Genomic DNA, 25,623 nt, shown 5'->3' with positions numbered 1-25,623 from the left:
CTTAAGCTGTAGTTGGCTAACGGTCTGAGCGCCAGCATTACATAGCCAAGGAAGTGATTGAAACAAAAGTGTCATGAAAACGGTTTTATGCAGGCGTGAAAAAAGGGGCCCGAAGGCCCCTTTTTCTATCGCATGACAATCGGGTTATTGGCCCGGAATGTCCTTACGCAGTTTCACCGGATCTTGCTGCTTCTTCTTTTTTCGCAATCGCGGTGCGCATCTTGATGTTGATCGCTTCAACCGCCAGCGAGAACGCCATGGCGAAGTAGACGTAGCCTTTTGGTACGTGTACGTCCAGGGACTCGGCAATCAGCACGGTACCGACGATCAACAGGAACGACAGCGCCAGCATTTTCAGCGACGGGTGTTTGTCGATGAACTCGCTGATGGTGCCGGAAGCCCACATCATCACCAGTACGGCAACGACGATCGCCGCGACCATGACCGGAACATGGGAGACCATGCCGACAGCGGTGATCACCGAATCCAGCGAGAACACGATGTCGATGATCGCGATCTGCACGATGGTGTAGAGGAAGTTGCCGCCCTTGCCGCTCGGTTCCTCGTTGGTTTCGTCTTCGCCTTCCAGCGCGTGGTACATCTCTTGCGAGCTCTTCCACAGCAGGAACAGACCACCGAAGAACAGAATCAGGTCGCGGCCGGAAATGCCCTGGCCAAACACCACGAACAGGTCCGCCGTGAGGCGCATGACCCAGGTGATCGACAGCAGCAACAGGATCCGCGTGATCATGGCCAGCGCCAGACCGAAAATCCGGGTGCGCGCCTGCATGTGCTTGGGCATGCGGCTGACCAGGATCGAAATCATGATGATGTTATCGATGCCCAGAACGATTTCCAGGGCGGTCAGGGTAAAGAAGGCAACCCAGATTTCAGGGTTGGTCAGCCATTCCATGTGTATTCCTTTGAGCGATTGTTAAACCGCAACGGGCCCAGGCTTCAAACCGCGAAGCCGGGACCCGTTGTGGTGAGTCTTGGGCTTATAGAGTGCTGAAGAGCGGAAAAATCCCCATCAGCAACGCTGCAACCAGTATGCACATGCACACCAACACTGCCCATTTCAGGGTAAAGCGCTGATGGTCACCGAATTCGATACCGGCCAGAGCCACCAACAAGTAGGTCGATGGTACCAGCGGGCTCAACAAGTGGACGGGCTGACCGACGATCGAGGCACGTGCCATTTCAACTGCGGTTATACCGTAATGACTGGCGGCTTCGGCAAGTACTGGTAACACGCCGTAATAAAAAGCGTCGTTCGACATGAAAAACGTGAACGGCATGCTCACCAGCGCAGTAATGACTGCCAGGTACGGACCGAGGAATTCAGGGATGACCGCCAACAGGCTCTTGGACATCGCATCGACCATACCGGTGCCGGTCAGGATACCGGTAAAGATACCGGCCGCGAAGATCAGGCCGACCACCGAGAGAACGCTACCAGCGTGGGCCGCAATGCGATCCTTCTGCTGTTGCAGGCACGGGTAGTTAACGATCATCGCGATACTGAACGCCACCATGAACAGCACTGGCAGCGGCAACAGGCCGGCGATCAGGGTGCACATCAGCGCCAGGGTCAGGAAGCCGTTGAACCAGATCAGCTTCGGACGACGTGCATCCGGGAACTGCGAAACGCTGATTTCACTGTGGTCGATTTCATCGCCGACCAGGTGCAATTCACCCAGGCGAGCACGCTCGCGCTTACCGTAGAAGTAGGCAATCGCCAGGATCGCCACCACACCGGCCAGCATGGCTGGAATCATCGGTACGAAGATATCGGACGGGTCCACATGCAGTGCACTGGCCGCACGTGCGGTCGGGCCACCCCACGGGGTCATGTTCATCACGCCACCGGCGAGGATGATCAGACCGGCCATGATCCGCGGGCTCATGCCGATGCGGCTGTAGAGCGGCAGCATCGCGGCCACGCAGATCATATAAGTGGTCGCGCCGTCACCATCGAGGGAAACAACGAGCGCCAGAACGGCGGTGCCGACCGAAACTTTCAACGGGTCGCCCTTGACCAGTTTGAGGATCTTGCGCACGGCCGGGTCGAACAAGCCGGAGTCGATCATCAGGGCGAAGTACAGAATGGCGAACATCAGCATCACACCGGTCGGCGCGAGCTTGGTGATGCCTTCGAGCATCATCGGACCGATCTTCGGTGCAAAACCGCCAAACAGGGCAAAGAGGATCGGGATGATGATCAGGGCGATCAGCGCGGACAGGCGCTTGGTCATGATCAGGAACATGAACGTGATGACCATGGCAAAGCCAAGGAAAGTCAGCATGGGAATACTCCAGGCGTAGCGCGGCGAGGGGAAATGGGCGAACCGGGTGGGGTCAGCGCAGAACGGGGAGCACGAGGCGTACGGACGGAGTGACAGCGAAGCGGCGGGTAGCAGAGAACATCAGGATCACCATTGTTGTTGTTAAATGGGCCGTGCGAGCGATAAAACACTCATTGGCCAACCGGTCTGTTGCCGGCAGTGGGGCGATCCTAATCGGGGAAGCTTTCAGCCAGCTTTCGCCGATGAAAGCTTTGCGCGGATGTGCGACCGGTCGTCGGACGGGTTCAAAGCCCCTGAATACGGGGCAGGAGGCGAAATATGGGTGAAATTCATACAGGCGGATGCCACTGCGGACACATACGCTACCAATTCAGCGGGCCGCTGCACGACATCGCCCACTGTCATTGTTCGATTTGCCGAAGGGTCAGCGGCGGGATCGTGACCACCTGGATCACTGTGCCGACATCGGCGTTTGAATGGGTGAACGGCACACCGGCGCAGTACGATTCTTCAACAACCGGCGTACGTTACTTCTGCCCGAATTGTGGGGCGCAACTGGCGTTTATGACCCGTCTCAGCCCGCAGAGCATCGACCTGACCATCGCCACCCTCGACCACCCGGAGCAGGCTCCCGGCCGAGCGGCATATCTGGATGGACAGCCGCTTGCCCTGGTTGCACCTGGACGAGCACTTGCCGGGCGAAGCCGAAGAAAGCCTCTGATCAAAAAATAGACAGATCCAGCGGCCGGATTGCACCCATCCAGATCGCGTGCTCGGTGTGGTCGAGCAAGTCGTCGCCGGTGTCCGGGTGCAGGAACACCACCAACCCCTTGCGGTTGAGGGCCAGCCACGGCAATACATCGCCGATGAGTTCGGGGCCGAACGCCAATTGGCAGCTCCAGTCCGGGTGCGGGCCGACCAGGCGTTCATGCACGCGGCCCATCTTCAGCGGGAACAACTGCGCCGCCTGCTCGCACAAGGCCCGTGCCTGGTCGACCGTCCCGGCATCGAAATAAACGTGGGCGTGATAACCCTTGATCGGTTGCATCTGAATCCCTCAAATCCTGTTCGAACCCTCGACGATCCCCGCAGGTCACACGTCATATACTCAAGGGAGGAGGAGTCTCAGCCATGAAAAACGCGGAAACCCCGGTGGTCAAAGTAGTGCTTTATGGTGCCATGAGTAGCTTGGGCAGTGCGCTGATTGCGCAAATGCTGCGCCGCCAACATGAAGTGATCGCCATTCTGGATGACCTGACGGCGCTGGCGCCGCGCCCGGGCCTTCGAACTAAAACCGGTGACCTGTTCGAGGCACAACGCGTTAAACAAAGTGTGGCGGGCTGCTCGGCCGTCATCTGCCTGTTAGACGCACCCGGGTTGCCTTTCAACAGCGAATACGTGGAAAAAACCATCGTGGTGGGCCCGGTCGAACAAGTGTTGGCGGTGGATGCACTGATCGACGGCATGCAAGCCGCCGGGGTGCACCGGCTGTTTCTGGTGGGCGATTTTGAAGTGCTGGATGATTCAGAAACAGAGGATCAGCTGCAACTCCACGCCGCCGAAGAAATCCGCGAGTCGCTACAAGCCAGTGCCTTGAAGTGGACCCTGGTGAATGCGCCACGCGGGGTGCCCGGGCTGAGCATCGAACATTTCAGCCATGTCTCCAGCCATCTGGAGCCGGGGCTGGCCGAACCGCTGGAGCGTCTGAACCGGGTCGCGGTGGGCATCGCCGATGAGCTAAAGCTGAACCTGCACATCCGTGAACACGTGAACTTCATCGCCACCGATCCTAAATAGCGATGGAAGGCAGCGCCAGGCCATTGAGCGATTGCGCGCTGCTGGCCTGCTCGGCCATCAACCAGTCCACAAACTGGTGAATCAACGCCCCGCGCCGTTTGCGCTGGGGCACGACCACGTAATAGCCGAGGCTGGACATCGCCGATTCCGCGACGGGACGACACAACAAACCCTGCGCCAGCAAGTTATCCACAAGGTGCCGCCAGCCGATCGCCACGCCCTGGCCGCCAATCGCCGCTTGAATCAGCAGCGTGTAATTGTCGAAGCGCAGTTGCCCCGGTGCCGGCGCCGAAGTTATCCCCAATTGACGAAATACACCGCTCCAGTCGAACCAGTTGCTGCTGTGTTCTCCCCGCAAGTGCAGCAAGGGAAATTCCAGCAGCGACTTGACCGGCAAGGGCAGGGGCCGATCCTTGAGCAACAGCGGGCTGCACACCGGAAAGACTTCTTCGCTGAACAGCCAATGGCTTTCACCCTGTTTGAAACGCCCATCGCCAAACACCACCGCCACATCGATATCCGTGCGCAGCATGTTGTGACTGCGCTCGCTGGTGACCAGGCTCACATCGACGTGCGGATTGGCGGCATGGAAGCGGTGCAGACGTGGCATCAGCCAGTACGCGGCGAAGGCAAAGTCGGTCGCCACTTGCAACACTTCATGTTGCTGTTGTGCGCTGATTGCGCTCAATCCTGCGTCGATATTCTGCAAACCGAGCTGAACCTGATCAAAAAGTATGGCCCCGGCCTCGGTCAGTTCGATACCTCGGTAGATGCGGTCGAACAGCCGCGTGGCGAGTTGCTCCTCCAACCGTTTGATCTGCTGGCTGACCGCCGGCTGCGTCGTGCCAAGCTCCACCGCCGCAGCGGTAAAGCTGCGATGGCGGGCCGCCGCTTCAAAGGCCCGCAGCAGGTCCAACGACAAGTCACCAAGGGCGTCATACATAAGCTGTGCTAATCCTAGTCATTGCCTGGCGTGGGCTTTACCACAATATGCGTGGGTTACATGCTCGATCGCAGCAGTCTCGCATAAATATTCACTATGGAATGCCGCGATCACATGAAGCGCAAGAACATTCTTTTCATCATGGCCGATCAAATGGCCGCGCCAATGTTGCCGTTCTACGGTCCTTCGCCCATCAAACTGCCGAATCTGAGCCGCCTCGCCGCCGAAGGCGTGGTGTTCGACGCTGCTTACTGCAACAGCCCGCTGTGCGCGCCGTCGCGTTTTACCCTGGTCAGCGGCCAATTGCCGAGCAAGATCGGCGCGTACGACAACGCGGCCGATTTCCCCGCCGATGTGCCGACCTATGCCCACTACCTGCGTCGACTCGGTTATCGCACGGCGCTGTCCGGCAAAATGCACTTTTGCGGCCCGGACCAACTCCACGGCTACGAAGAGCGCCTGACCAGCGATATTTACCCGGCTGATTACGGCTGGGCAGTGAATTGGGATGAACCGGACGTGCGTCCTAGCTGGTATCACAACATGTCGTCGGTGCTGCAAGCCGGGCCGTGCGTGCGCACCAATCAGCTGGATTTCGATGAGGAAGTGGTGTTCAAGGCCCAGCAATACTTGTTCGACCACATCCGCGAGGACGGCGACCAACCGTTCTGCCTGACCGTTTCGATGACCCACCCACACGATCCGTACACGATTCCCAAGGCTTTTTGGGATATGTACGACGACGCCGACATCCCGCTGCCCGAAACACCGGCGCAAACAGAACTCGATCCGCACGCCCAGCGTTTGCTCAAGGTTTACGACCTGTGGGACAAGCCATTGCCTGTGGATAAAATTCGCGATGCGCGCCGCGCCTACTTTGGTGCTTGCAGCTATATCGACAGCAACGTCGGCAAACTCCTGCAAACGCTTGAAGAAACGGGGCTGATCGACGACACGATCATCGTCTTCTCCGGTGACCATGGCGACATGCTCGGCGAACGCGGGCTCTGGTACAAAATGCACTGGTACGAAATGGCTGCACGAGTACCGCTGCTGATCAGCGCGCCAGGGCAGTTCGGGGCAGGGCGAGTCAGCGCGGCTGTTTCCACCGCCGATCTGCTGCCCACCTTCGTAGAACTGGCTGGCGGCTCACTGGAACCTGGCTTGCCGCTGGACGGTCGTTCGCTGGTTTCGCACCTGCAAGGGCAGGGCGGTCACGACGAAGTGTTCGGCGAATACATGGCCGAAGGCACCATCAGTCCATTGATGATGATCCGTCGCGGCGCCTACAAATTCATCTACAGCGAAGACGACCTCTGCCTGCTCTTCGACGTACACAACGACCCGCGAGAACAGGAAGAACTCAGCCAGTCACCGCAACATCGTTCTTTTTCGAAGAATTTCTTGCCGAAGCCCGGGCCAAATGGAACATCCCGGCGATTCACCAACAGGTGCTCGCCAGCCAGCGACGCCGGCGTTTCGTTGCCGATGCGCTGACCCTCGGCAAGCTGAAGAGCTGGGATCACCAGCCGCTGGTGGACGCCAGTCAGCAGTACATGCGCAACCACATCAACCTCGATGATCTGGAGCGCAAAGCACGTTATCCACAACCCTGCCAAAACCAATAATCTCAAGGGGGAAGTCCATGCAAAAGTTATCCACAGCACTGACGGTCGGGCTGCTGGCTCTGGGCAGTGCATCGGCGTTCGCCGATCAGAGTTGCGAGACGGTAAAAATGGCCGACCCGGGCTGGAGCGACATCGCCGCGACCAACGCCATCACCGGGTTTCTGCTGGATGGCATGGGCTACAAGGCAAAAGTCGACACCCTCGCGGTGCCCATCACCTTCGGCGGCCTGAAGGATGGCCAGGTCGATGTGTTCCTGGGTAACTGGATGCCGGCCCAGCAGGGTTTTTACGACAAGTTCGTGGCCACCGGTGATGTCACGCAATTGGCGAAAAACCTCGACGGCACCGAATTTACCCTCGCGGTTCCGGATTATGTGTGGGACGCGGGTGTGCATAACTTTGCCGACCTGAATAAATACGCCGACAAGTTCGACCATAAAATCTACGGCATCGGCTCCGGCGCCCCGGCGAACATTTCGCTACAGGAAATCATCAAGAAGAATGATTTCGACATGGGCCAATGGAAACTGGTGGAGTCCAGCGAGCAGGCGATGCTGGCCGAAGTGTCTCGCGCCGTGAAAAAGCAGAAATTCGTGACCTTCCTCGGCTGGACCCCGCACCCGATGAACGTGCAGTTGAAAATGCACTACCTCAAGGGTGGCGAAAAGTATTTCGGTGACACCGGCAGCGTCCATACCCTGACCCGCAAGGGCTACGCCGAAGCCTGTCCGAATGTGGGTAAGTTGCTGACCAACCTGAGCTTCACCCAGGACATGGAGAACAGCATCATGGCCGAGGTGGTGAACAAGAAGGTCAGCAATGCGGAGGCGGTCAAGGCGTGGATCAAGGCCAATCCAGCGGTGCTGGATAAATGGCTCGATGGCGTGAAAACCGCCGATGGCAAGGACGCGTTGCCGGCGGTGAAAGCCAAACTCTGAACCCCCGCCACCGATCGTTCCCACGCTCTGCGTGGGAATGCATCCCGTGACGCTCCGCGTCACATCTCCAAGCGGACGCAGAGCGTCCATGGCGGCGTTCCCACGCGGAGCGTGGGAACGATCGGCGGCTAGTCCTGCTACCCTTGCGCAAAAACCCACCCGAGAGGACCCATGGCCTTCCCCAGCCGCCATTCACTCTTTCCCTTTCTCAGTTGGTTGCCCCGGCAAACCCGCGCCAGCGTTGGTCGTGACCTGATCGTCGGCCTCAGCGGCGCGATTCTCGCGTTGCCGCAGTCCATTGCCTACGCACTGATCGCCGGTCTCCCACCTGAATACGGGTTGTACGCGGCCATCATCCCGGTGTTTATCGCCTGCTTGTGGGGTTCCTCGTGGCATTTGATCTGCGGTCCTACAGCGGCGATCTCCATTGTCCTGTTCGCCAGCGTCAGTCCTCTGGCCGTCCCCGCGTCACAGGACTACATCACGCTGATTTTGCTGCTGACACTCCTGGCCGGCGTTTTCCAGTGGCTGTTGGGCCTGCTGCGTTTCGGCGCCTTGGTGAATTTTGTCTCGCATTCCGTGGTGCTGGGTTTCACCCTCGGTGCGGCGGTGGTAATTGCCATCGGCCAGTTGCCGAACCTGTTGGGCCTGGACTTGCCCAGCCAGGCCACGGCGCTCGACAGTTTCCTGATGCTGTTCAAGCACCTCGGCGCCCTGGATAAACCGTCGTTGGCGCTGGGGCTGGCGACGGTTGTTGTCGGCGCGGTGCTGAAATCATTGCTGCCTCGCTGGCCGACGCTGTTGATCACGCTGGTCCTCGCCGGGCTGCTGGTGTGGCTATGGCCCTCCATGTTCGGCCATGTGAAATTGGTCAGCGCATTTGTCGGGCGCTTGCCACCCTTGAGCCCCCTGCCGCTGGATCTGGACCTTATCCTGCGTTTGCTGCCGAGCGCGGTGGCAGTGGGCATGCTGGGGCTGGTGACCAGCCTGTCGATTGCCCGCTCGTTGTCGGCCCGCTCCCAGCAGTTGCTCGACGCCAATCAAGAAGTTCGCGCCCAGGGCTTGTCCAACATTGTCGGTGCGTTTTTTTCCGGTTCGCTGTCCGCCGGCTCCTTCACCCGCTCGGGCCTGAGCTATGAAGCCGGCGCCTGCTCACCCATGGCCGGGGTGTTCTCGGCGGTGTGGGTCGCGCTGTTCGCCATCTTCGGCGCCGGGTTGATCGCCCACATCCCGATCCCGGCCATGGCCGGCAGCATTTTGCTGATCGCCTGGGGATTGGTGGACCATCGCGGGATTCGTGCCCTGTTGCGCGTCAGCCGTGCCGAATTCGCGGTCATGGCCCTGACCTGTGTCGCCACGTTGCTGCTGGAGTTGCAGACGGCGATTTATGCCGGGGTGCTCGCCTCGTTGTTCTTCTACCTCAAACGAACCTCGCAACCGCGCGTGCAGCATTCGCGCGATGGGGATGAAGACATTCTGCGGGTGGGCGGTTCGATTTTTTTCGGCGCCAGCCATTACCTGCAGGTGCGCCTGCAACGCCTGCACGGTGCGCGCGTCGTGATCGAGGCGCAGCAGATCAACTTCATCGATTACTCAGGGGTGGAAATGCTGCATCAGGAAGCGCGGCGGCTGCTCAAGCAGGATCGCAGCCTGACCCTGCGACGCGCGCGGCCGCAGGTGGTGGACGAATTGAGGAAGCTGGAAGGGGCCGACAAGTGCCCGATCCGGTTTGAAGACTGAAACACGCCTTTGTAGGAGCAAGGTTTGCCCGCGATAAACGATAACGCGGTATGCCTGAGACACCGCGGCGCCTGAATCGCGGGCAAGCCTTGCTCCTACAAAGTTATATGGCGAGCTGGCGGCGCAGTTCGGCCAGCACTGGCGCCGTATCCGGGCGCACACCGCGCCACAGGAAGAAGGCTTCTGCCGCCTGTTCAGCGAGCATGCCCAAACCATCCATCGACACCGCCGCGCCATGCTCCGTGGCCCAACGGCAGAACGAAGTCGGCTCCTTGCCATACATCATGTCGTAGCAAACGGTTTTGCCCGGCTCAATCAAACTGCCGGAAATCGGCGGCACGTCACCCGACAGGCTCGCCGACGTCGCATTGATGATCAGGTCCACCGACTCTTTCAACCAGTCGAAACTACTGGCCGAGACCGGGCCCAGGTCTGCGAACAACTCCGCCAGTAACTCGGCTTTTTCCACGGTGCGGTTGGCGATCACCAAAGAGGCCGGTTGTTCGGCCAGCAACGGTTCCAGAGCGCCGCGCACTGCGCCACCCGCCCCCAGCAACAGGATGCGTTTGCCCTTGAGGCTGAAACTGGCGTTGACCGTCAGGTCCCGCACCAGACCGGCGCCGTCGGTGTTATCACCCAGCAGGCTGCCATCGACGAGCTTGCTCAAGGTGTTTACCGCACCGGCCCGCTGTGCCCGCGCCGTCAGGCTATTCGCCAGCCGATAAGCCTCTTCTTTGAACGGTACGGTCACGTTGGCGCCGCGACCTTCGAGGAAAATGTCCGGGCGCAGGTGGAGAAGTCGTCAAGTGGCGCCAGCAGCGTGTTGTAGTCCAGCTTTTGCGCGGTCTGCTCGGCGAACAGGCGATGGATCAGAGGCGACTTGCTATGGCCAATCGGGTTACCGAATACAACGTAACGGTCCATAAGAACTCCTCGTTCAGGCCTCGGCCAACCAATCGCGGTCTTGCAGGAAGTACTCGGTCAGGCGGGCTTCTTCGCTGCCTGGTTCGGCTTTCCAGTCATAGCCCCAGCGCACTTGCGGCGGCAGGGACATGAGGATCGACTCGGTACGCCCGCCCGATTGCAGGCCGAACAAGGTGCCACGGTCGTAGACCAGGTTGAACTCAACGTAACGGCCACGACGGAATTCCTGGAATTCACGCTGCTGGGCGGTGAACGCATCGTGTTTGCGGCGCTGCACGATCGGCAGATAAGCGTCGATGTACGCATCACCGATGGCGCGCATGAACGCGAAGCTGGTGTCGAAGTCCCACTCGTTCAAGTCATCGAAGAACAGGCCGCCGATGCCGCGCGGCTCGTGGCGATGCTTGATGTGGAAATAGCTGTCGCACCAGGCTTTGTAGCGCGAATAGACGTCCGGGCCGAACGGCGCGCAGGCCTGCTCGGCGACGCGGTGCCAATGCACGCAATCGTCTTCATTGCCGTAATAAGGGGTCAGGTCGAAGCCGCCGCCGAACCACCAGACCGGTTCTTCACCTTCTTTTTCAGCGATGAAAAAGCGCACGTTGGCGTGGGAAGTGGGTACGTGCGGGTTGTGCGGATGAATCACCAGCGACACGCCGAGGGCTTCGAAGCCACGCCCGGCCAGTTCTGGCCGATGAGCGCTGGCAGAAGGCGGAGGCCGCTGCCGAAAACGTGGGAAAAGTTGACACCACCCTTTTCGATCACTGCACCGTTTTCGATCACTCGCGTGCGACCGCCGCCACCGGCAGGCCGGGTCCAGGCGTCTTCGACGAAGCGTGTGCCGCCGTCTTCAGCTTCGAGGGCCGCGCAAATGCGGTCTTGCAGGTCGAGCAGGTAGGCTTTTACGGCCTCGGTGCGGGTCGTCATGTCATCACCTTGAATCGGGCAAAACTACGCGGCGCTCCATCAGAGCGGGGACCGGCGCAAATGGGCGCGTAGCATAACATCGCAGACAGGCCTGCCGCAGTTGACGAAGATCAGGGTTAGGAGTTCGATAGGGCGCTTCGCGCTACAACCCCAGTAGCTAAGACCTAAGGAGAGTTCTGATGGCCAAGCGTATCCAGTTCCGCGCCCATGGCGGCCCCGAAGTGCTCGAGTATGTCGATTACCAACCCGCCGAGCCCGGCCCGCATCAGGTCCGCGTCACCAACAAGGCCATCGGCCTGAATTTCATCGATACCTATTACCGCAGCGGCCTCTATGCGCCCCCCGCGCTGCCGTCAGGTGTGGGCTCGGAAGGCGCGGGCGTGGTCGAGGCGGTGGGCAGCGAAGTCACACGTTTCAAGGTTGGTGATCGCGTGGCTTACGGCAGCGGTCCGTTGGGCGCCTACAGCGACGTTCATGTGTTGCCCGAGGCCAATCTGGTGCTTCTGCCGGACGCCATCAGCTTCGAAACGGCGGCCGGGGTCATGCTCAAGGGCCTGACCGTGCAGTACCTGCTGCGTCAGACCTATGAACTCAAGGGTGGCGAAACCATTCTGTTCCACGCTGCCGCCGGTGGCGTTGGCTCCCTGGCTTGCCAATGGGCGAAGGCGTTGGGCGTGAAGTTGATCGGTACGGTCAGCTCGCCCGAGAAAGCCGCGCTGGCCAAGGCCAATGGCGCCTGGGCGACCATCGATTACAGCCATGAAAACGTCGCACAACGCGTACTGGAATTGACTGACGGGAAGAAAGTGCCGGTGGTGTATGACGGCGTTGGAAAAGACACCTGGCTGACATCGCTCGATAGCGTTTCGCCAAGGGGGTTGGTGGTGAGCTTCGGCAATGCGTCCGGCGCGGTGGACGGGGTAAACCTGGGGATTTTGTCGGCCAAAGGCTCGCTGTACGTAACCCGGCCAACGCTGGCGACTTACGCCAACAATGCCGAGAACTTGCAGCGTATGGCCGATGAACTGTTCGAGATGATCATCAGCGGGAAGCTGAAGGTGGACATCAGCCAGACGTTTGCCTTGGAAGACGCGGCGAAGGCGCAGACCGAATTGTCGGCGCGGCGCACGACGGGTTCGATAGTGCTGCGGCCATAAGACATTCGATGTCAGTCAGGACCTCATCGCGGGCAAGCCCGCTCCCACAGGTCCGAGTCGTACACAACTTATGTGAACGACCGAAACCTTGTGGGATCGGGCTTGCCCGCGATGAGCGATGACGCGATCTTAGTCCGGGCGCACAACGTGCCCGGTCGCGAGATCTCGAATCACGCTCGGGTTCTTTCGCCCCCCCAGATTCCCGCCCAACACCAAATCCAGCTCTCCGCGGAAGTACTGCTCCACGCGAAGCCGCGTGCGCGCCGCTGGCCGGCCCTGCGGGTTGGCCGAGGTTGATACCAGAGGCCCTACCAGCGCGCATAAATCGCGCACCAGCGGATGATCGCTGACCCTGAGCGCCACCGTTTCATGCACCCCGGTGATCCACTGCGGCAACAGATTCTGATGCGGCACCAGCCAGGTGTTCGGCCCCGGCCAGGTACTGGCCATGCGGTCCATCCACAGTTCCGGGAAGTCTTCGAAGAGGAAGTCGAACTGACGAATGTTGTCGGCAACCAGAATCAGGCCCTTCTCCATAGACCGACCCTTGAGCATCAGCAGACGATACACCGCTTCTTCGTCCCACGGATCGCAACCCAGCCCCCAGACCGCTTCGGTCGGATAGGCAATGACCGCCCCTGCGCGAACGGCTTGCGCGGCTTGTTGCACACGCCAACTGTTGACCATGAAAAACTCTCCAGAATAAGGCTCTGCGCAGTTTACCGATCTTCCTTATAAAACCTAGCTCACCCGCGCAAACCAACGCCCGCTTTCGCAGATTGCGCGACCGTCCATCTCCAGCTCCGTCAGCGCGGCCAGCACTTTGGACAACGCCCAGCCGCTGGAGACGGACAACGCCTCACTGGTGTGCGGCGCGGCGTGCAACAGTATGAGCAACGGATGGGTCACCGAGGGTTTCTCGCTGGATAACGGCAACCGTTGCCAGCCACGCAAGGCTTCGAGGATATGTTCGACAGTTTCCACCAGTATCGCACCGTCACGGATCAGCCGATGGCAGCCCTTGGCGCCTGGGTGATGAATCGACCCGGGAATCGCATAAACCTCCCGACCTTGCTCCCCTGCCAGTCTCGCCGTAATCAACGAACCACTGGCAACGCTGGCCTCGACCACCAGCACGCCGAGCGACAAACCGCTGATGATTCGATTGCGCCGGGGGAAGTTGCTGGCGGTAGGGCCGGCGTCCAGCGGGAACTCCGAAAGCACTGCGCTCCCCGACGCAATCATGGCGTCAGCCAGACGTCTGTTGCGCTGTGGATAAAACTTTTCAAGTCCCGTGCCAAGCACCCCGACCGTTCGCCCGCCCACATCCAGAGCGGCTTGATGCGCGGCGGCATCAATACCCAGCGCCAGACCGCTGGTGATGACAAAACCGGCCCCCGCCAGGCTGCGGGAAAACGCGGCGGCGGTGTCCATGCCCGGACGCGAGGCGCGACGACTGCCGACCATCGCCAGCTGCGGTTTCTCCAGAATCCCGGGGGCACCTGCAACGAACAACAATGGCGGCGCATCACTGATTTCTGCGAGCAGCGCCGGGTAGTCAGGTTGGTCCCACATCAATAAATGCTGGCCCGGACGCTCTAGCCAGGCCAATGCGTGGCTGGCGCCATCACGTACTTCATTGGTACGGCGAGCTTCGGCGCACGCCAATGGCAAGCCCAGCGAACGCCAGGCACTGGCCGGCGCGCTGATGGCTTTTGAGGCCGAGCCGAAGGCTTCGAGCAGTTTTTTGAAACGCGCCGGGCCGAGTTCAGGCAAACGGTGCAAACGTAAACGAGCTTCCAGCTCCGCAGGGGACACCGGTGTAACAGCAGGCAGCGACATGGATCATCCTTGATCGTTATGAGCCCCGTCGAAACGGGAATAAGCTGTGGATAACTCTGTTGGTAACTTGTGGAGCAGGTTAAGGATTTCGCACCTTGTCCATGACGGCCAGTGAGCGCGAAGCGTTGAGCACAAGCCCGTAGCTGAGCTTGTCGTAAGTGCGGAAAACCATCAGCAGACCGGCGCGCTCATCGGGAATTTTCAGTGGCTGACCGGTGATCCGGTCGCGTACGGTTTCGCCGGTTTTCATCACCACCAGCACGTTGCCTTCGGCCAGGCCATCACGTTGCCCCTTGTTCAGCGTGACCACGTCCAGCGCGCCGATCTGCGTCACCCCTCGCGGCACATCGATGATCACCCCGTTGACCTGGGTTTTCGGTGCACTGGGCATAAAGGTCGAGTTGATCGAGCGTTCTTCGCCACTGAACAAGCGGTCACCGAGACGCACCTCTTGAGTCGTGCGTTGTAGCGCCAATGTCGCGACGTCGCCTTCGGTGGCGACAATTTCGCCGCCGCCGATGTCGTCGGCGTTGATCCCCAGGAACTCCTTGCTCTCGGGATCGGTGTAGACCTTGCCTTGGCGGAAAATGCCGTAGACCGGCTGGTTCGGGTCAAAGTGGCCACGGGCGAAGATGCGGTCGCCCATGCCGCTGAGCACGCGCTCCGCATCGCCGGCGACGATGTAAGGCGCCTTGTCGAAATCCTCGACCTTGTCGACGATGCGGTTGCTCAACAGAAAGCTGTTGATCGATCGCAGCGCAATGCTCGGGATGGCCTCGGCCACTGGCGAGCTGCGCACCTGTGGCGAGAGTTTGATGGTGCCGCGCGATGCCCCGCGATTGAGGGTCAGACGGGGCTGGCCGTTGACGTAGACCAGCGACAGTGAGTCGCCGGGGAATATCAGATTGGGGTTTTCGATTTGCGGATTAACCTGCCACAGCTCGGGCCATTGCCACGGCTGGCGCAGAAATTTTCCCGAGATGTCCCAGAGTGTGTCCCCCGCAACCACTGTGTATTGCTGTGGAAAACCTTCCTTGAGTTGCACTTGCCCGTGCGCCAAACCGGCCGAGGCCAGAAGGAGCAAGGCGAGTAGTGATTTCCTCATGCGGTGAATCCCTTTATTATGTGCGTTCGCGTAAAACGCCAGAGCCTTCGTGGCTCGCTCCCTTTTTCTTTCCTGAACAGAAAAAGAGAGCTACGTTTTACAACGGTAGCCTGCATCTTCGGACCCGCCAGGCCATCGACCCGACTTCCCTCACACGTGCAGCAATTGAGCTTATGGCCATTTTAAACATCCTCGAATTCCCCGATTCGCGCCTGCGCACTATCGCCAAACCTGTGGCCGTAGTGGACGACGAAGTGCGTCAGTTGGTCGATGACATGTTTGAAACAATGTATGAAGCGCCAGGCATCGGCCTCGCCGCGACCCAGGTCAACGTGCACAAACGCATCGTGGTGATGGACCTCTCCGAAGACCGCACCGAACCACGGGTGTTCATCAACCCCGAGTTCGAAACCCTGACTGACGAGATGGAGCAGTATCAGGAAGGCTGTCTCTCGGTGCCGGGCTTCTACGAAAACGTCGATCGCCCGCAGAAGGTCAAGATCAAGGCCCTGGACCGCGACGGCCAGCCTTACGAACTGATCGCCGAAGGCCTGCTCGCGGTGTGCATCCAGCATGAATGCGACCACCTGAACGGCAAATTGTTCGTCGACTATCTGTCCAGTCTCAAACGCGACCGAATCAAGAAGAAACTGGAAAAGCTCCATCGCCAGAACGCTTGATGCCCTCCTTTCAAAGGCTTGCTGCGGCAAGCCTTTTTCTTTGCGAGACCTTCTATATGACTGAGCCACTGCGCATCGTCTTTGCCGGCACCCCGGAATTCGCCGCCGAACACCTCAAGGCCCTGCTTGACAGCCCTTATGAGATCGTCGCGGTTTACACCCAGCCGGACCGTCCGGCGGGCCGTGGGCAAAAGCTGATGCCTAGCCCGGTCAAACAGTTGGCTCAGGAAAACAACATCCCGGTGTTGCAACCGCCAACCCTGCGCAACGAAGAGGCTCAGGCTGAACTGGCCGCGCTCAAGCCGGACTTGCTGGTGGTGGTCGCCTACGGCCTGATCCTGCCGCAAGTGGTGCTGGATATTCCGCGCCTGGGTTGCATCAACAGCCACGCCTCGCTGCTGCCACGCTGGCGCGGGGCGGCGCCGATCCAGCGCGCCGTCGAAGCAGGCGATGCTGAAAGTGGCGTGACCGTGATGCGCATGGAACTGGGCCTGGACACTGGCCCGATGCTGCTGAAAGTCACCACACCGATCACCGCTGAAGACACCGGTGGCAGCCTCCACGACCGTCTGGCGGAACTGGGCCCACCGGCCGTGATTCAAGCCATTGCCGGCCTCGCAGCGGGCACGTTGGAAGGTGAAGTGCAGGACGACAGCCTCGCCACTTACGCACACAAATTGAACAAGGATGAAGCGCGCATCGACTGGAGCCGTCCGGCCATCGAGCTTGAACGTCTGGTTCGCGCCTTCAACCCATGGCCGATTACCCACAGCACACTGAACGGCGAAGCGCTGAAAGTGCTGGCCGCCAGCCTCGCTGAAGGAAAGGGCGCGCCAGGGGAAATTCTCAGCGCCAGCAAGGACGGTCTGATCGTCGCGTGCGGTGAGCAGGCGTTGTGCCTGAGCCGTCTGCAATTGCCCGGCGGCAAGGCACTGAACTTCAGCGACTTGTTCAACAGCCGTCGTGAGAAATTCGCGGTCGGCACCGTGCTCGGTCACACGGCGGACGCTCAATGAACCCGCGTCTGGCCGCCGCCAAGGCACTTGCCGCTGTTCTTAACGGAAAAGCCTCACTCAACAGTTCTCTGCCCACGCAAATGGACAAGGTGGAAGACCGCGATCGCGGCTTCACTCAGGACCTGGCGTTCGGCACCGCGCGCTGGCAGCCGCGCTTGTCGGCGCTGGCGGCCAAGTTGCTGCAAAAACCGTTCAAGGCTGCGGATGCCGACGTCGAGGCGCTGTTGCTGGTCGGCCTCTATCAACTGCTCTACACCCGCGTTCCGGCCCACGCCGCCATCGGTGAAACGGTCGGTTGCGCTGACAAACTGAAAAAGCCTTGGGCCAAAGCCTTGCTCAACGCTGTGCTGCGCCGCGCCCAGCGGGAAAGCGAAGCGTTGCTGGCCGAGCTGGAGCACGACCCGGTGGTGCGCACCGCCCACCCGCGCTGGCTGCAAAAGTCTCTGAAAGCGTTCTGGCCGCAGCAATGGGAAGCCATTTGCGCGGCGAACAATGCGCATCCACCGATGATTCTGCGGGTCAACCGTCGTCATCACACTCGCGATACTTACCTTGGGTTGCTGACCGAGGCCGGGATCGCCGCGACGCCGTGCGTGTACAGTCAGGACGGCATCATCCTGGAGTCCGCCGCCGATGTGCGCAACCTGCCGGGGTTCGCCGAAGGCTGGATCAGCGTGCAGGATGAAGCGGCGCAACTGGCTGCCGAGCTGCTCGATCTGGCGCCGGGCCAACGGGTACTGGACGCTTGCTGCGCACCGGGCGGCAAGACCTGCCACATCCTTGAAGCCGAACCGAAGCTGGCGGGCGTGGTAGCGGTGGACCTTGAAGCCAAGCGTCTGGTGCGGGTGCGGGAAAACCTCGAACGCCTGAAACTCAGCGCCGAGCTGATCGCCGCCGATGGCCGTGACACCGCCACCTGGTGGGATGGCAAACCGTTTCAACGCATCCTGCTGGACGCGCCGTGCTCGGCGACGGGGGTCATCCGTCGTCATCCGGACATCAAGTTGACTCGCCAACCCGACGACATCGCCGCGCTGGCGGTACTGCAAGGTGAACTGCTCGACGCCCTGTGGATAACTCTGGAAGTGGGTGGCATTCTGCTGTACGCCACCTGTTCCACACTGCCGACCGAAAACACTGAAGTCATCGAAGCCTTCCTCGCCCGTACGCCGGGCGCCCGAGAGCTGGACCTCGCCACTGCCGCTGGCATCAAGCAACCTCACGGTCGCCAGTTGCTGGCCCAGGAAGGCGGGCACGACGGGTTCTACTACGCCAAGCTGATCAAGATTGCCGCCGCGCGGTGATAAACGGATTTAATGGAGTGACTGGATGAAAATCATCATCCTCGGTGCAGGGCAGGTCGGTGGTTCGCTGGCAGAACATTTGGCGAGCGAAGCCAATGACATCACGGTGGTCGACACCGACGGCGAACGCTTGCGCGACCTCGGTGATCGCCTGGACATCCGCACGGTGCACGGCCGCGGCTCGCTGCCGACGGTACTGCGCCAGGCCGGCGCAGACGATGCCGACATGCTGGTGGCCGTGACCAACAGCGATGAAACCAACATGGTTGCCTGTCAGGTCGCACACACGCTGTTTCATACGCCGACCAAGATCGCTCGCGTACGCGAAGCCTCCTACCTTACGCGCGCCGACGAGTTGTTCGACAACGACGCGATCCCGGTGGATGTGCTGATCAGTCCCGAACAAGTGGTGACCAACTACATCAAGCGCCTGATCCAGCATCCAGGCGCCTTGCAGGTGATCGACTTCGCCGAAGGCAAAGCACAATTGGTGGCCGTGAAGGCGTATTACGGCGGGCCGCTGGTGGGTCAGCAACTGCGGCAATTGCGCGAACACATGCCGAATGTCGAAACCCGTGTCGCTGCGATTTTCCGCCGTGACCGGCCGATCCTGCCGCAGGGCGATACAGTCATCGAGGCGGACGACGAAGTGTTTTTCATCGCGGCCAAGGCGAATATTCGCGCCGTGATGAGCGAAATGCGCCGGTTGGATGAAACCTACAAACGCATCGTGATTGCCGGGGGCGGGCAGATCGGCGAGCGCCTGGCCGAGGCCATCGAAAGCCGTTATCAGGTGAAAATCATCGAGATGAACCCGGCACGCTGCCGTCATCTCTCGGACACCCTCGACAGCACCGTGGTGTTGCAGGGCAGTGCCTCCGACCGCGACTTGTTGATGGAAGAGAACATCGCCGACGCCGATATCTTCCTGGCCCTGACCAACGATGACGAAGCCAACATCATGTCCTCGTTGCTGGCCAAGCGCCTGGGCGCGAAGAAGGTGATGACCATCATCAACAACCCGGCGTATGTGGACCTGATTCAGGGCGGTGACATCGACATCGCCATCAGCCCGCAATTGGCGACCATCGGCACGTTGCTGGCCCACGTGCGCCGCGGCGATATCGTCAGCGTGCACTCATTGCGCCGGGGCGCGGCAGAGGCGATTGAAGCGATTGCCCACGGTGATGCGAAATCGAGCAAGGTGATCGGCAAGGCCATCGAGAACATCGGTTTGCCGCCGGGCACCACCATCGGCGCGATTATTCGTGATGAAGAAGTGATCATCGCGCATGACAACACCGTGATTGAAACGGGCGACCATGTGATTTTGTTCCTTGTGGATAAAAAGCATATTCGCGATGTGGAGAAGCTGTTCCATGTGGGGCTGAGTTTCTTCTGAGGTTTTAACTGATCGTTCCCACGCTCTGCGTGGGAATGCAGCCCGGAACGCTTCGCGTCCCTGCCGAAGCGGACGCCGAGCATCCATTGAGGCATTCCCACGCGGAACGTGGGAACGATCACTGACTGAGGGGTAGTGCTGATGATCGAATCCCTGGAAAAAATGCTCGCCAAGGGTGTGGATAACTCATTGCTGCGCTTTGGCCTGGGCAAGGGTTATCTGGATCTTGGGGAAAACGCCAAGGCTGCCGAGCATTTCCAGCGCTGTGTCGAGTTCGATCCGAAGTATTCGGCGGCCTGGAAACTATTGGGCAAGGCCTGGCTGGCGCAGGAGGATTTCGCGGCGGCCCGGCAGGCGTGGGAACAAGGTCTGGATGCCGCTCGCGCCCATGGCGACAAGCAGGCAGAGAAGGAGATGACGGTGTTTCTGAAGAAGCTTGAGCGCAAGGCTCACTGATCAGAGATAACGCAGGCCGATCCCATCGGCATCCACCTGAATCACTTCCATGCGCACACGCGGCGCGCCTGTGGGTAAGTCCTGCACCTGCCCATAGACCACCGCGCCCTTAGGTAGCGACGACAGCCCCGGGTGCTTGACGTAGACACCCGTGGTCGAAAGGTTGCGTGTCTGGCCCAGGCATTCACCGAAGCTTTCATGACTGATTTTGATGCGAAACGATTTGCGGTGTTCGGACATCTGCTGCGCCCTTTAATGAACAGTTGTGGATAACCCAGGCTCGGGAATTATCCACAGATCATGCCAATCAACTCAATACCAGCGTTCTTCACCCGGTGGACGCTTCTTGAAGCGCTTCATACTCCACATGTACTGGCTCGGGTACGCCCCGACATAACGCTCGACCACTTTACTCATGGCCGCACAGGACTCTGCTGTGTCGGTGCTGTACATGGCCTCTGGCGCGGCTTCCAGGATCACTTTGTAGCCCGAACCGTCCGGCAACCGCAGGGCATGCAGGAACACGCCGACCGCTTTGCCGCCGGCGAGCATGTTCGGAACGAACTTGCTGGTCAGCGCCTGGGTCGCGAAGAAGGGCACGAAAATTCCGGCGGATTCGGCCGGTTCCGGGTCAGCGGGAATGCCCACTGCACCACCTTTGCGCACTTCTTTGATGACGCTGAGGATGCCTTCCTTGGTGGAAGCGGCCACTTTGTTGCCAAGCTGTACCCGTTGCTTTTGCAGCAATTCATCCACAGCCTTCAACTTCGGTGGACGATAAAAAATGATCGGTTTGCACTGGCTGCAATAGAAGTGATTGAGCACTTCCCAGTTGCCCAGGTGGCTGGTGATGCCGACCACGCCTTTGCCGGAGGCGAGGGCGTCCTTCAATATGTCGAGGCCTTCGACTTCGCGCACCAGGTCAATGGAGCGCTGGGCCGGCCAGATCCACGCGCAGGCGCTTTCGGTCAGGGACTTGCCGATGTCCTTCAAGCTCTGGCCCACCAGGCGCTCACGCTCGGCCGGGTCCATCTGTGGAAAACATTTGGCGAGGTTGATCCGCACCACGTCGCGGGATCTGTTCGGGGTTTTCCACATGACCCAGCCAATCGCCGAGCCCACGGCCTGTACGGCCCGCCACGGAAGCAGGGCAAACAGCCGCAGAGCGCCTACCAGCAAGGCGCCTTTCAACTTATCCACAGGTCACTCCTGAATTTGTGCTGTGCGCGAGGCGGCTATTCTAACCGCCGTTCGCTAAAGTCGCGTAGCGATCGCAATCGCGGGTGTGGTCCATGACCATGCCCGACGCCTGCATCAGCGCGTAGCAAATCGTCGGGCCGACGAACGTGAAGCCGGCCTTTTTCAGGCCTTTGCTCATTTCCACGGCGGTCGGCGTGACGGCCGGAACTTCGCTGCGATCCTTGAAATGATTGATCACCGGCGTACCGCCGACGAACGACCAGAGAAACGCCACCGGGTCCTCCAGCGCCAGCCAGGCCTGCGCATTACGCCGGGCCGCGTTGAGCTTGAGGCGGTTGCGGATGATGCCCGGGTCGAGCATCAATTCATCGATTTCCGCGTCGCTCATTTGCGCCACGCGCTGTACATCAAACCCAAACATCACCTGGCGATAATGCTCGCGTTTGCGCAACACAGTGATCCAGGAAAGACCGGCCTGGAACCCTTCGAGCAAAAGCAACTCGAACAATCCCTGCGCATCGCGTAGCGGCGTGCCCCACTCCTGATCGTGATAAGCCATGTACAGCGGATCTTCGGAACACCAAAAGCAGCGTGGCATAAGGCTCCAGGGGGCGTGCGCAGCAACGAATCGGGTATACTCCCGCTCTTTAAATCGCAGCCCAAGAAACAGGTGAATTTCGTGAGCCAGCCTACGCCAGCCGTGCGTACCTTCCAAGACTTGATCCTCGCCCTCCAGCAATACTGGGCCGAGCAAGGTTGTGTGGTACTTCAGCCCTACGATATGGAAGTAGGCGCCGGCACTTTCCACACCGCGACCTTCCTGCGCGCCATTGGCCCGGAAACCTGGAACGCCGCCTACGTGCAACCAAGTCGCCGTCCGACTGACGGCCGCTACGGTGAAAACCCGAACCGTCTGCAGCACTACTACCAGTTCCAGGTTGTGCTGAAGCCGAACCCGGACAACTTCCAGGAACTGTACCTGGGCTCCCTCAAGCATGTCGGCCTGGACCCGCTGGTCCACGACATTCGCTTCGTCGAAGACAACTGGGAATCGCCAACCCTCGGCGCCTGGGGTCTGGGCTGGGAAGTCTGGCTCAACGGCATGGAAGTGACCCAGTTCACTTACTTCCAGCAAGCGGGCGGCATCGAATGCTACCCGGTGACCGGCGAGATCACGTACGGTCTGGAGCGTCTGGCCATGTACCTGCAAGGCGTGGACTCGGTCTACGACCTGGTCTGGGCTGACGGTCCGTTCGGCAAAGTGACCTACGGCGACGTGTTCCACCAGAACGAAGTGGAGCAGTCCACTTACAACTTCGAACACGCCAACGTCGAGAAACTGTTCGAACTGTTCGATTTCTACGAAAGCGAAGCCAAGCGCCTGATCGAACTCGACCAGCCGCTGCCGTTGCCGAGCTACGAAATGGTGTTGAAGGCCTCCCATACCTTCAACCTGCTGGATGCACGCCGGGCGATCTCGGTGACCGCGCGTCAGCAATACATTCTGCGAGTACGCACCCTGGCGCGTTCCGTTGCGCAAGCCTACCTGCTGGCTCGCGCCAAGCTGGGCTTCCCGATGGCGACCCCGGACCTGCGTGACGAAGTACTGGCCAAGCTGGAGGCTGCACAATGAGTGCTCTGGATTTTCTGGTTGAACTGGGCACTGAAGAACTGCCACCCAAAGCCCTGAACACCCTGGCCGAGGCGTTCCTCGCCGGTATCGACAAGGGCCTGCAAGCCGCCGGTCTGAACTACGAGACCAAAACCGTCTACGCCGCGCCGCGTCGCCTGGCCGTGCTGATCACGTCGCTGGCCACCCAGCAACCGGATCGCAGCATCAACCTCGATGGCCCGCCACGTCAGGCGGCGTTCGATGCCGAAGGCAACCCGACCCAGGCAGCACTGGGTTTTGCCAAGAAGTGCGGTGTCGAGCTGAGCGAAATCGATCAGAGCGGTCCGAAACTGCGTTACAGCCAAAGCATCGCCGGCAAGCCGACCGCGAGCCTGCTGCCGACCATCGTCGAAGATTCGCTGAACGACCTGCCGATCCCGAAACGCATGCGTTGGGGCGCCTCGCAAGGAAGAATTCGTTCGTCCGACCCAATGGCTGGTGATGCTGCTCGGTGACGAAGTCATCGATTGCACCATCCTCGCCCAGAAGGCTGGCCGCGATTCCCGTGGCCACCGCTTCCATCACCCGGAAAATGTACGCATCACCTCGCCGGCCAATTACCTGGCCGACTTGCGTGCCGCTTACGTCCTGGCCGATGCCAACGAGCGTCGCGAGATCATCAGCAAGCGCACCGAAGAACTGGCCACCCGTCAGGAAGGCACGGCGATTGTTCCGCCGGCGCTGCTCGACGAAGTGACCGCGCTGGTCGAATGGCCGGTGCCGCTGGTGTGCTCGTTCGAGGAACGTTTCCTCGACGTGCCGCAAGAAGCGCTGATCACCACCATGCAGGACAACCAGAAGTATTTCTGCCTGCTGGATGCCGACGGCAAGTTGCTGCCACGTTTCATTACCGTGGCCAACATCGAAAGCAAAGACCCGCAGCAGATCATCGCCGGTAACGAGAAAGTGGTTCGCCCACGACTGACCGACGCCGAGTTCTTCTTCAAGCAAGACAAGAAGCAGAAGCTCGAAGACTTCAACCTGCGCCTGCAAAACGTGGTGTTCCAGGAAAAACTCGGCAGCGTCTACGACAAGGCCGAGCGTGTTTCCAAACTCGCTGCGTTCATCGCGCAACGCATTGGCGGCAACGCAGCCTGGGCGTCCCGCGCCGGCCTGCTGTCCAAGTGCGACCTGTCGACGGAGATGGTCGGTGAGTTCCCGGAGATGCAAGGTGTCGCCGGTTACTACTACGCCCTCAACGACGGCGAGCCGGAAGAAGTCGCCCTCGCGCTGAACGAGCAGTACATGCCGCGCGGTGCCGGTGCTGAACTGCCGACCACCCTGACCGGTGCGGCCGTGGCCATCGCGGACAAGCTCGACACGCTGGTGGGTATCTTCGGTATCGGCATGTTGCCAACCGGCAGCAAAGACCCGTATGCCCTGCGCCGTGCAGCGCTGGGTGTGTTGCGCATCCTGATCGACAAGAAGCTCGAACTCGACCTGACCGACGCCGTGGCCTTTGCCGTCGATGCGTTCGGTGCCAAGGTCAAGGCTGCAGGCCTGAATGACGCGGTGCTGGAATTCATCTTCGACCGCCTGCGTGCCCGTTACGAAGACGAAGGCGTCGACGTCGCGACTTACCTGTCGGTGCGTGCCCTGAAGCCGGGCTCGGCGCTGGATTTCGACCAGCGTGTGCAAGCGGTGGAAGCCTTCCGCAAACTGCCGGAAGCCGCCGCCCTGGCCGCAGTGAACAAGCGTGTGTCGAACTTGCTGAGCAAGGTCGAAGGTTCTGTTCCGACCGTAGTTGAAGCGAAATACTTCGATAACGCCAACGAGTTCTCCCTGTACTCGGCGATCCAGCAGGCGGACCAGGCTGTTCAGCCGATGGCCGCGGCCCGTCAGTACAGCGAATCGCTGGCACGCCTGGCCGCATTGCGCGAGCCGGTGGATGCCTTCTTCGAAGCAGTGATGGTCAACGCGGAAGATGCCAAGGTGCGCGCCAACCGTTATGCGTTGCTGGCACGTCTGCGCGGTCTGTTCCTGGGCGTCGCTGATATCTCGCTGCTGAGCTAAGGGGCTGCTGTTGAAACTGCTGATTCTCGATCGCGACGGGGTGATCAATTACGACTCCGACGCTTACATCAAGTCGGTGGAGGAGTGGATTCCACTTCCCGGTTCGATCGAAGCCATCGCGCAGTTGAGCAAGGCCGGCTGGACGGTAGCCGTGGCTACCAACCAGTCGGGCATCGCTCGCGGCTATTACGACATTGCCACCCTGGACGCCATGCACGAGCGCTTGCGCTCATTGGTGGCGGAGCAGGGCGGTGAAGTCGGGCTGATCGTCTACTGCCCGCACGGGCCGGACGAAGGCTGCGATTGCCGCAAGCCGAAACCCGGGATGTTGAAAACCATCGCCGGGCATTACAACGTGTCGCTGACCAATCTCTGGTTCGTCGGCGACAGCCTTGGTGACCTGGAAGCCGCCAAAGCCGTCGATTCACAACCAGTTTTGGTAAAGACCGGGAAAGGCGAAAAGACTCTGGGCAAGTCCCTACCGGTGGGCACCTTGATTTTTGACGATCTGGCGGCGATTGCCGCAGAACTTATCCACAATTAAAGTGCTTCGATTGTTCCGATTAAGGACTG

At 60.2% G+C, this 25,623-nt stretch carries 20 protein-coding genes and 6 pseudogenes; 14 read left to right on the top strand and 12 right to left on the bottom strand.

Annotation, left to right across the window (positions count from 1 at the left end; translation table 11 throughout):
• Positions 1 to 144: 144 nt before the first annotated feature.
• Positions 145 to 913: pseudogene (locus AB4N76_RS14265) on the bottom strand (TerC family protein).
• 85 nt (positions 914 to 998) lie between these two features.
• Positions 999 to 2,306 (bottom strand): CitMHS family transporter, encoded by a 1,308-nt coding sequence (locus tag AB4N76_RS14260; protein WP_046031030.1) that lies wholly within the window; start codon positions 2,304 to 2,306, stop codon positions 999 to 1,001.
• Between the two features lie 318 nt (positions 2,307 to 2,624).
• On the opposite strand from AB4N76_RS14260, the pseudogene AB4N76_RS14255 reads away from it, so the two are divergent.
• Positions 2,625 to 3,027: pseudogene (locus AB4N76_RS14255) on the top strand (GFA family protein).
• On the opposite strand, the gene AB4N76_RS14250 reads toward AB4N76_RS14255, so the two are convergent.
• Positions 3,028 to 3,354: a DOPA 4,5-dioxygenase family protein gene (locus tag AB4N76_RS14250; RefSeq protein WP_046031026.1), complete on the bottom strand. Its 327-nt coding sequence runs from the start codon at positions 3,352 to 3,354 to the stop codon at positions 3,028 to 3,030. It abuts the pseudogene before it with no gap.
• A gap of 83 nt (positions 3,355 to 3,437) precedes the next feature.
• Here AB4N76_RS14250 and AB4N76_RS14245 point away from each other — a divergent pair, with 83 nt between their 5' ends.
• Positions 3,438 to 4,103, top strand: a complete 666-nt coding sequence (locus AB4N76_RS14245; RefSeq protein ID WP_046031025.1) for an NAD(P)-dependent oxidoreductase — start codon at positions 3,438 to 3,440, stop codon at positions 4,101 to 4,103.
• Here AB4N76_RS14245 and AB4N76_RS14240 read toward each other — a convergent pair.
• Complete coding sequence (locus tag AB4N76_RS14240; protein WP_460164573.1) at positions 4,096 to 5,046, bottom strand: choline sulfate utilization transcriptional regulator; 951 nt, start codon at positions 5,044 to 5,046, stop codon at positions 4,096 to 4,098. The two genes, AB4N76_RS14245 and AB4N76_RS14240, sit on opposite strands and share 8 nt — an antisense overlap.
• A gap of 114 nt (positions 5,047 to 5,160) precedes the next feature.
• Between AB4N76_RS14240 and betC the strand changes: the two are divergent.
• The 3 genes and pseudogenes from betC to AB4N76_RS14225 all read left to right on the top strand — a co-directional run bounded on the left by betC (position 5,161) and on the right by AB4N76_RS14225 (position 9,352).
• Positions 5,161 to 6,674: pseudogene (betC, locus tag AB4N76_RS14235) on the top strand (choline-sulfatase).
• A 17-nt stretch (positions 6,675 to 6,691) separates the two neighbouring features.
• Positions 6,692 to 7,612 carry a choline ABC transporter substrate-binding protein gene (gene choX / locus AB4N76_RS14230; protein ID WP_046031015.1) on the top strand — a complete coding sequence of 307 codons (921 nt, stop codon included), beginning with the start codon at positions 6,692 to 6,694 and terminating at the stop codon, positions 7,610 to 7,612.
• A 171-nt stretch (positions 7,613 to 7,783) separates the two neighbouring features.
• On the top strand, positions 7,784 to 9,352 hold the full coding sequence (locus AB4N76_RS14225; RefSeq protein WP_046031012.1) for a SulP family inorganic anion transporter: 1,569 nt from the start codon (positions 7,784 to 7,786) through the stop codon (positions 9,350 to 9,352).
• A 103-nt stretch (positions 9,353 to 9,455) separates the two neighbouring features.
• Here the strand turns inward: AB4N76_RS14225 and aroE are convergent.
• Positions 9,456 to 10,276: pseudogene (gene aroE, locus AB4N76_RS14220) on the bottom strand (shikimate dehydrogenase).
• A 13-nt stretch (positions 10,277 to 10,289) separates the two neighbouring features.
• Positions 10,290 to 11,203, bottom strand: a pseudogene (hemF, locus tag AB4N76_RS14215) (oxygen-dependent coproporphyrinogen oxidase).
• A gap of 179 nt (positions 11,204 to 11,382) precedes the next feature.
• Between hemF and AB4N76_RS14210 the strand changes: the two are divergent.
• The gene (locus AB4N76_RS14210) at positions 11,383 to 12,360 is read left to right on the top strand and encodes an NADPH:quinone reductase (protein WP_046031007.1); all 978 of its coding nucleotides are present in this window, start codon (positions 11,383 to 11,385) and stop codon (positions 12,358 to 12,360) included.
• A 129-nt stretch (positions 12,361 to 12,489) separates the two neighbouring features.
• Here AB4N76_RS14210 and AB4N76_RS14205 read toward each other — a convergent pair whose 3' ends face one another.
• The 3 genes from AB4N76_RS14205 to AB4N76_RS14195 all read right to left on the bottom strand — a co-directional run bounded on the left by AB4N76_RS14205 (position 12,490) and on the right by AB4N76_RS14195 (position 15,307).
• A complete protein-coding gene (locus AB4N76_RS14205) occupies positions 12,490 to 13,047 on the bottom strand; it encodes an L-threonylcarbamoyladenylate synthase type 1 TsaC (RefSeq protein WP_046031005.1) in 558 nt (185 codons plus the stop codon).
• Positions 13,048 to 13,101: 54 nt separating this feature from the next.
• A complete protein-coding gene (gene dprA, locus AB4N76_RS14200) occupies positions 13,102 to 14,202 on the bottom strand; it encodes a DNA-processing protein DprA (RefSeq protein WP_046031003.1) in 1,101 nt (366 codons plus the stop codon).
• 79 nt (positions 14,203 to 14,281) lie between these two features.
• A complete protein-coding gene (locus AB4N76_RS14195; protein ID WP_046031000.1) occupies positions 14,282 to 15,307 on the bottom strand; it encodes a LysM peptidoglycan-binding domain-containing protein in 1,026 nt (341 codons plus the stop codon).
• A gap of 173 nt (positions 15,308 to 15,480) precedes the next feature.
• Between AB4N76_RS14195 and def the strand changes: the two genes are divergently transcribed.
• The 5 genes from def to AB4N76_RS14170 all read left to right on the top strand — a co-directional run bounded on the left by def (position 15,481) and on the right by AB4N76_RS14170 (position 20,165).
• A complete protein-coding gene (def, locus tag AB4N76_RS14190; RefSeq protein ID WP_046030998.1) occupies positions 15,481 to 15,987 on the top strand; it encodes a peptide deformylase in 507 nt (168 codons plus the stop codon).
• Positions 15,988 to 16,043: 56 nt separating this feature from the next.
• The gene (gene fmt / locus AB4N76_RS14185) at positions 16,044 to 17,003 is read left to right on the top strand and encodes a methionyl-tRNA formyltransferase (RefSeq protein ID WP_460164572.1); all 960 of its coding nucleotides are present in this window, start codon (positions 16,044 to 16,046) and stop codon (positions 17,001 to 17,003) included.
• Entirely contained in the window at positions 17,000 to 18,307 is a 1,308-nt protein-coding gene (gene rsmB, locus AB4N76_RS14180) for a 16S rRNA (cytosine(967)-C(5))-methyltransferase RsmB (RefSeq protein ID WP_460164571.1), read from the top strand. The genes fmt and rsmB overlap by 4 nt, the downstream gene beginning before the upstream one ends.
• Before the next feature lie 25 nt (positions 18,308 to 18,332).
• Entirely contained in the window at positions 18,333 to 19,709 is a 1,377-nt protein-coding gene (gene trkA / locus AB4N76_RS14175; RefSeq protein WP_077430976.1) for a Trk system potassium transporter TrkA, read from the top strand.
• 138 nt (positions 19,710 to 19,847) lie between these two features.
• A complete protein-coding gene (locus tag AB4N76_RS14170) occupies positions 19,848 to 20,165 on the top strand; it encodes a tetratricopeptide repeat protein (protein WP_175649023.1) in 318 nt (105 codons plus the stop codon).
• Here AB4N76_RS14170 and AB4N76_RS14165 read toward each other — a convergent pair whose 3' ends face one another.
• The 3 genes from AB4N76_RS14165 to AB4N76_RS14155 form a co-directional block, all read right to left on the bottom strand.
• Entirely contained in the window at positions 20,166 to 20,405 is a 240-nt protein-coding gene (locus AB4N76_RS14165) for a PilZ domain-containing protein (RefSeq protein WP_046030984.1), read from the bottom strand.
• 72 nt (positions 20,406 to 20,477) lie between these two features.
• Positions 20,478 to 21,365, bottom strand: a complete 888-nt coding sequence (locus AB4N76_RS14160) for a lysophospholipid acyltransferase (RefSeq protein ID WP_046030983.1) — start codon at positions 21,363 to 21,365, stop codon at positions 20,478 to 20,480.
• A gap of 40 nt (positions 21,366 to 21,405) precedes the next feature.
• Positions 21,406 to 21,963 carry a DNA-3-methyladenine glycosylase I gene (locus tag AB4N76_RS14155; protein WP_046030982.1) on the bottom strand — a complete coding sequence of 186 codons (558 nt, stop codon included), beginning with the start codon at positions 21,961 to 21,963 and terminating at the stop codon, positions 21,406 to 21,408.
• 81 nt (positions 21,964 to 22,044) lie between these two features.
• Here AB4N76_RS14155 and glyQ point away from each other — a divergent pair, with 81 nt between their 5' ends.
• The 3 genes and pseudogenes from glyQ (at position 22,045) to gmhB (ending at position 25,594) form a co-directional block, all read left to right on the top strand.
• Complete coding sequence (glyQ, locus tag AB4N76_RS14150) at positions 22,045 to 22,998, top strand: glycine--tRNA ligase subunit alpha (protein WP_003213601.1); 954 nt, start codon at positions 22,045 to 22,047, stop codon at positions 22,996 to 22,998.
• Positions 22,995 to 25,050: pseudogene (gene glyS, locus AB4N76_RS14145) on the top strand (glycine--tRNA ligase subunit beta). Before glyQ ends, glyS begins: the two are co-directional and overlap by 4 nt.
• A gap of 4 nt (positions 25,051 to 25,054) precedes the next feature.
• The gene (gene gmhB / locus AB4N76_RS14140; protein ID WP_175649024.1) at positions 25,055 to 25,594 is read left to right on the top strand and encodes a D-glycero-beta-D-manno-heptose 1,7-bisphosphate 7-phosphatase; all 540 of its coding nucleotides are present in this window, start codon (positions 25,055 to 25,057) and stop codon (positions 25,592 to 25,594) included.
• Positions 25,595 to 25,623: the final 29 nt, after the last annotated feature.

Source organism: Pseudomonas sp. S2_F03, from assembly GCF_054668335.1.
This window is presented reverse-complemented; position numbering and strand designations above follow the sequence as displayed.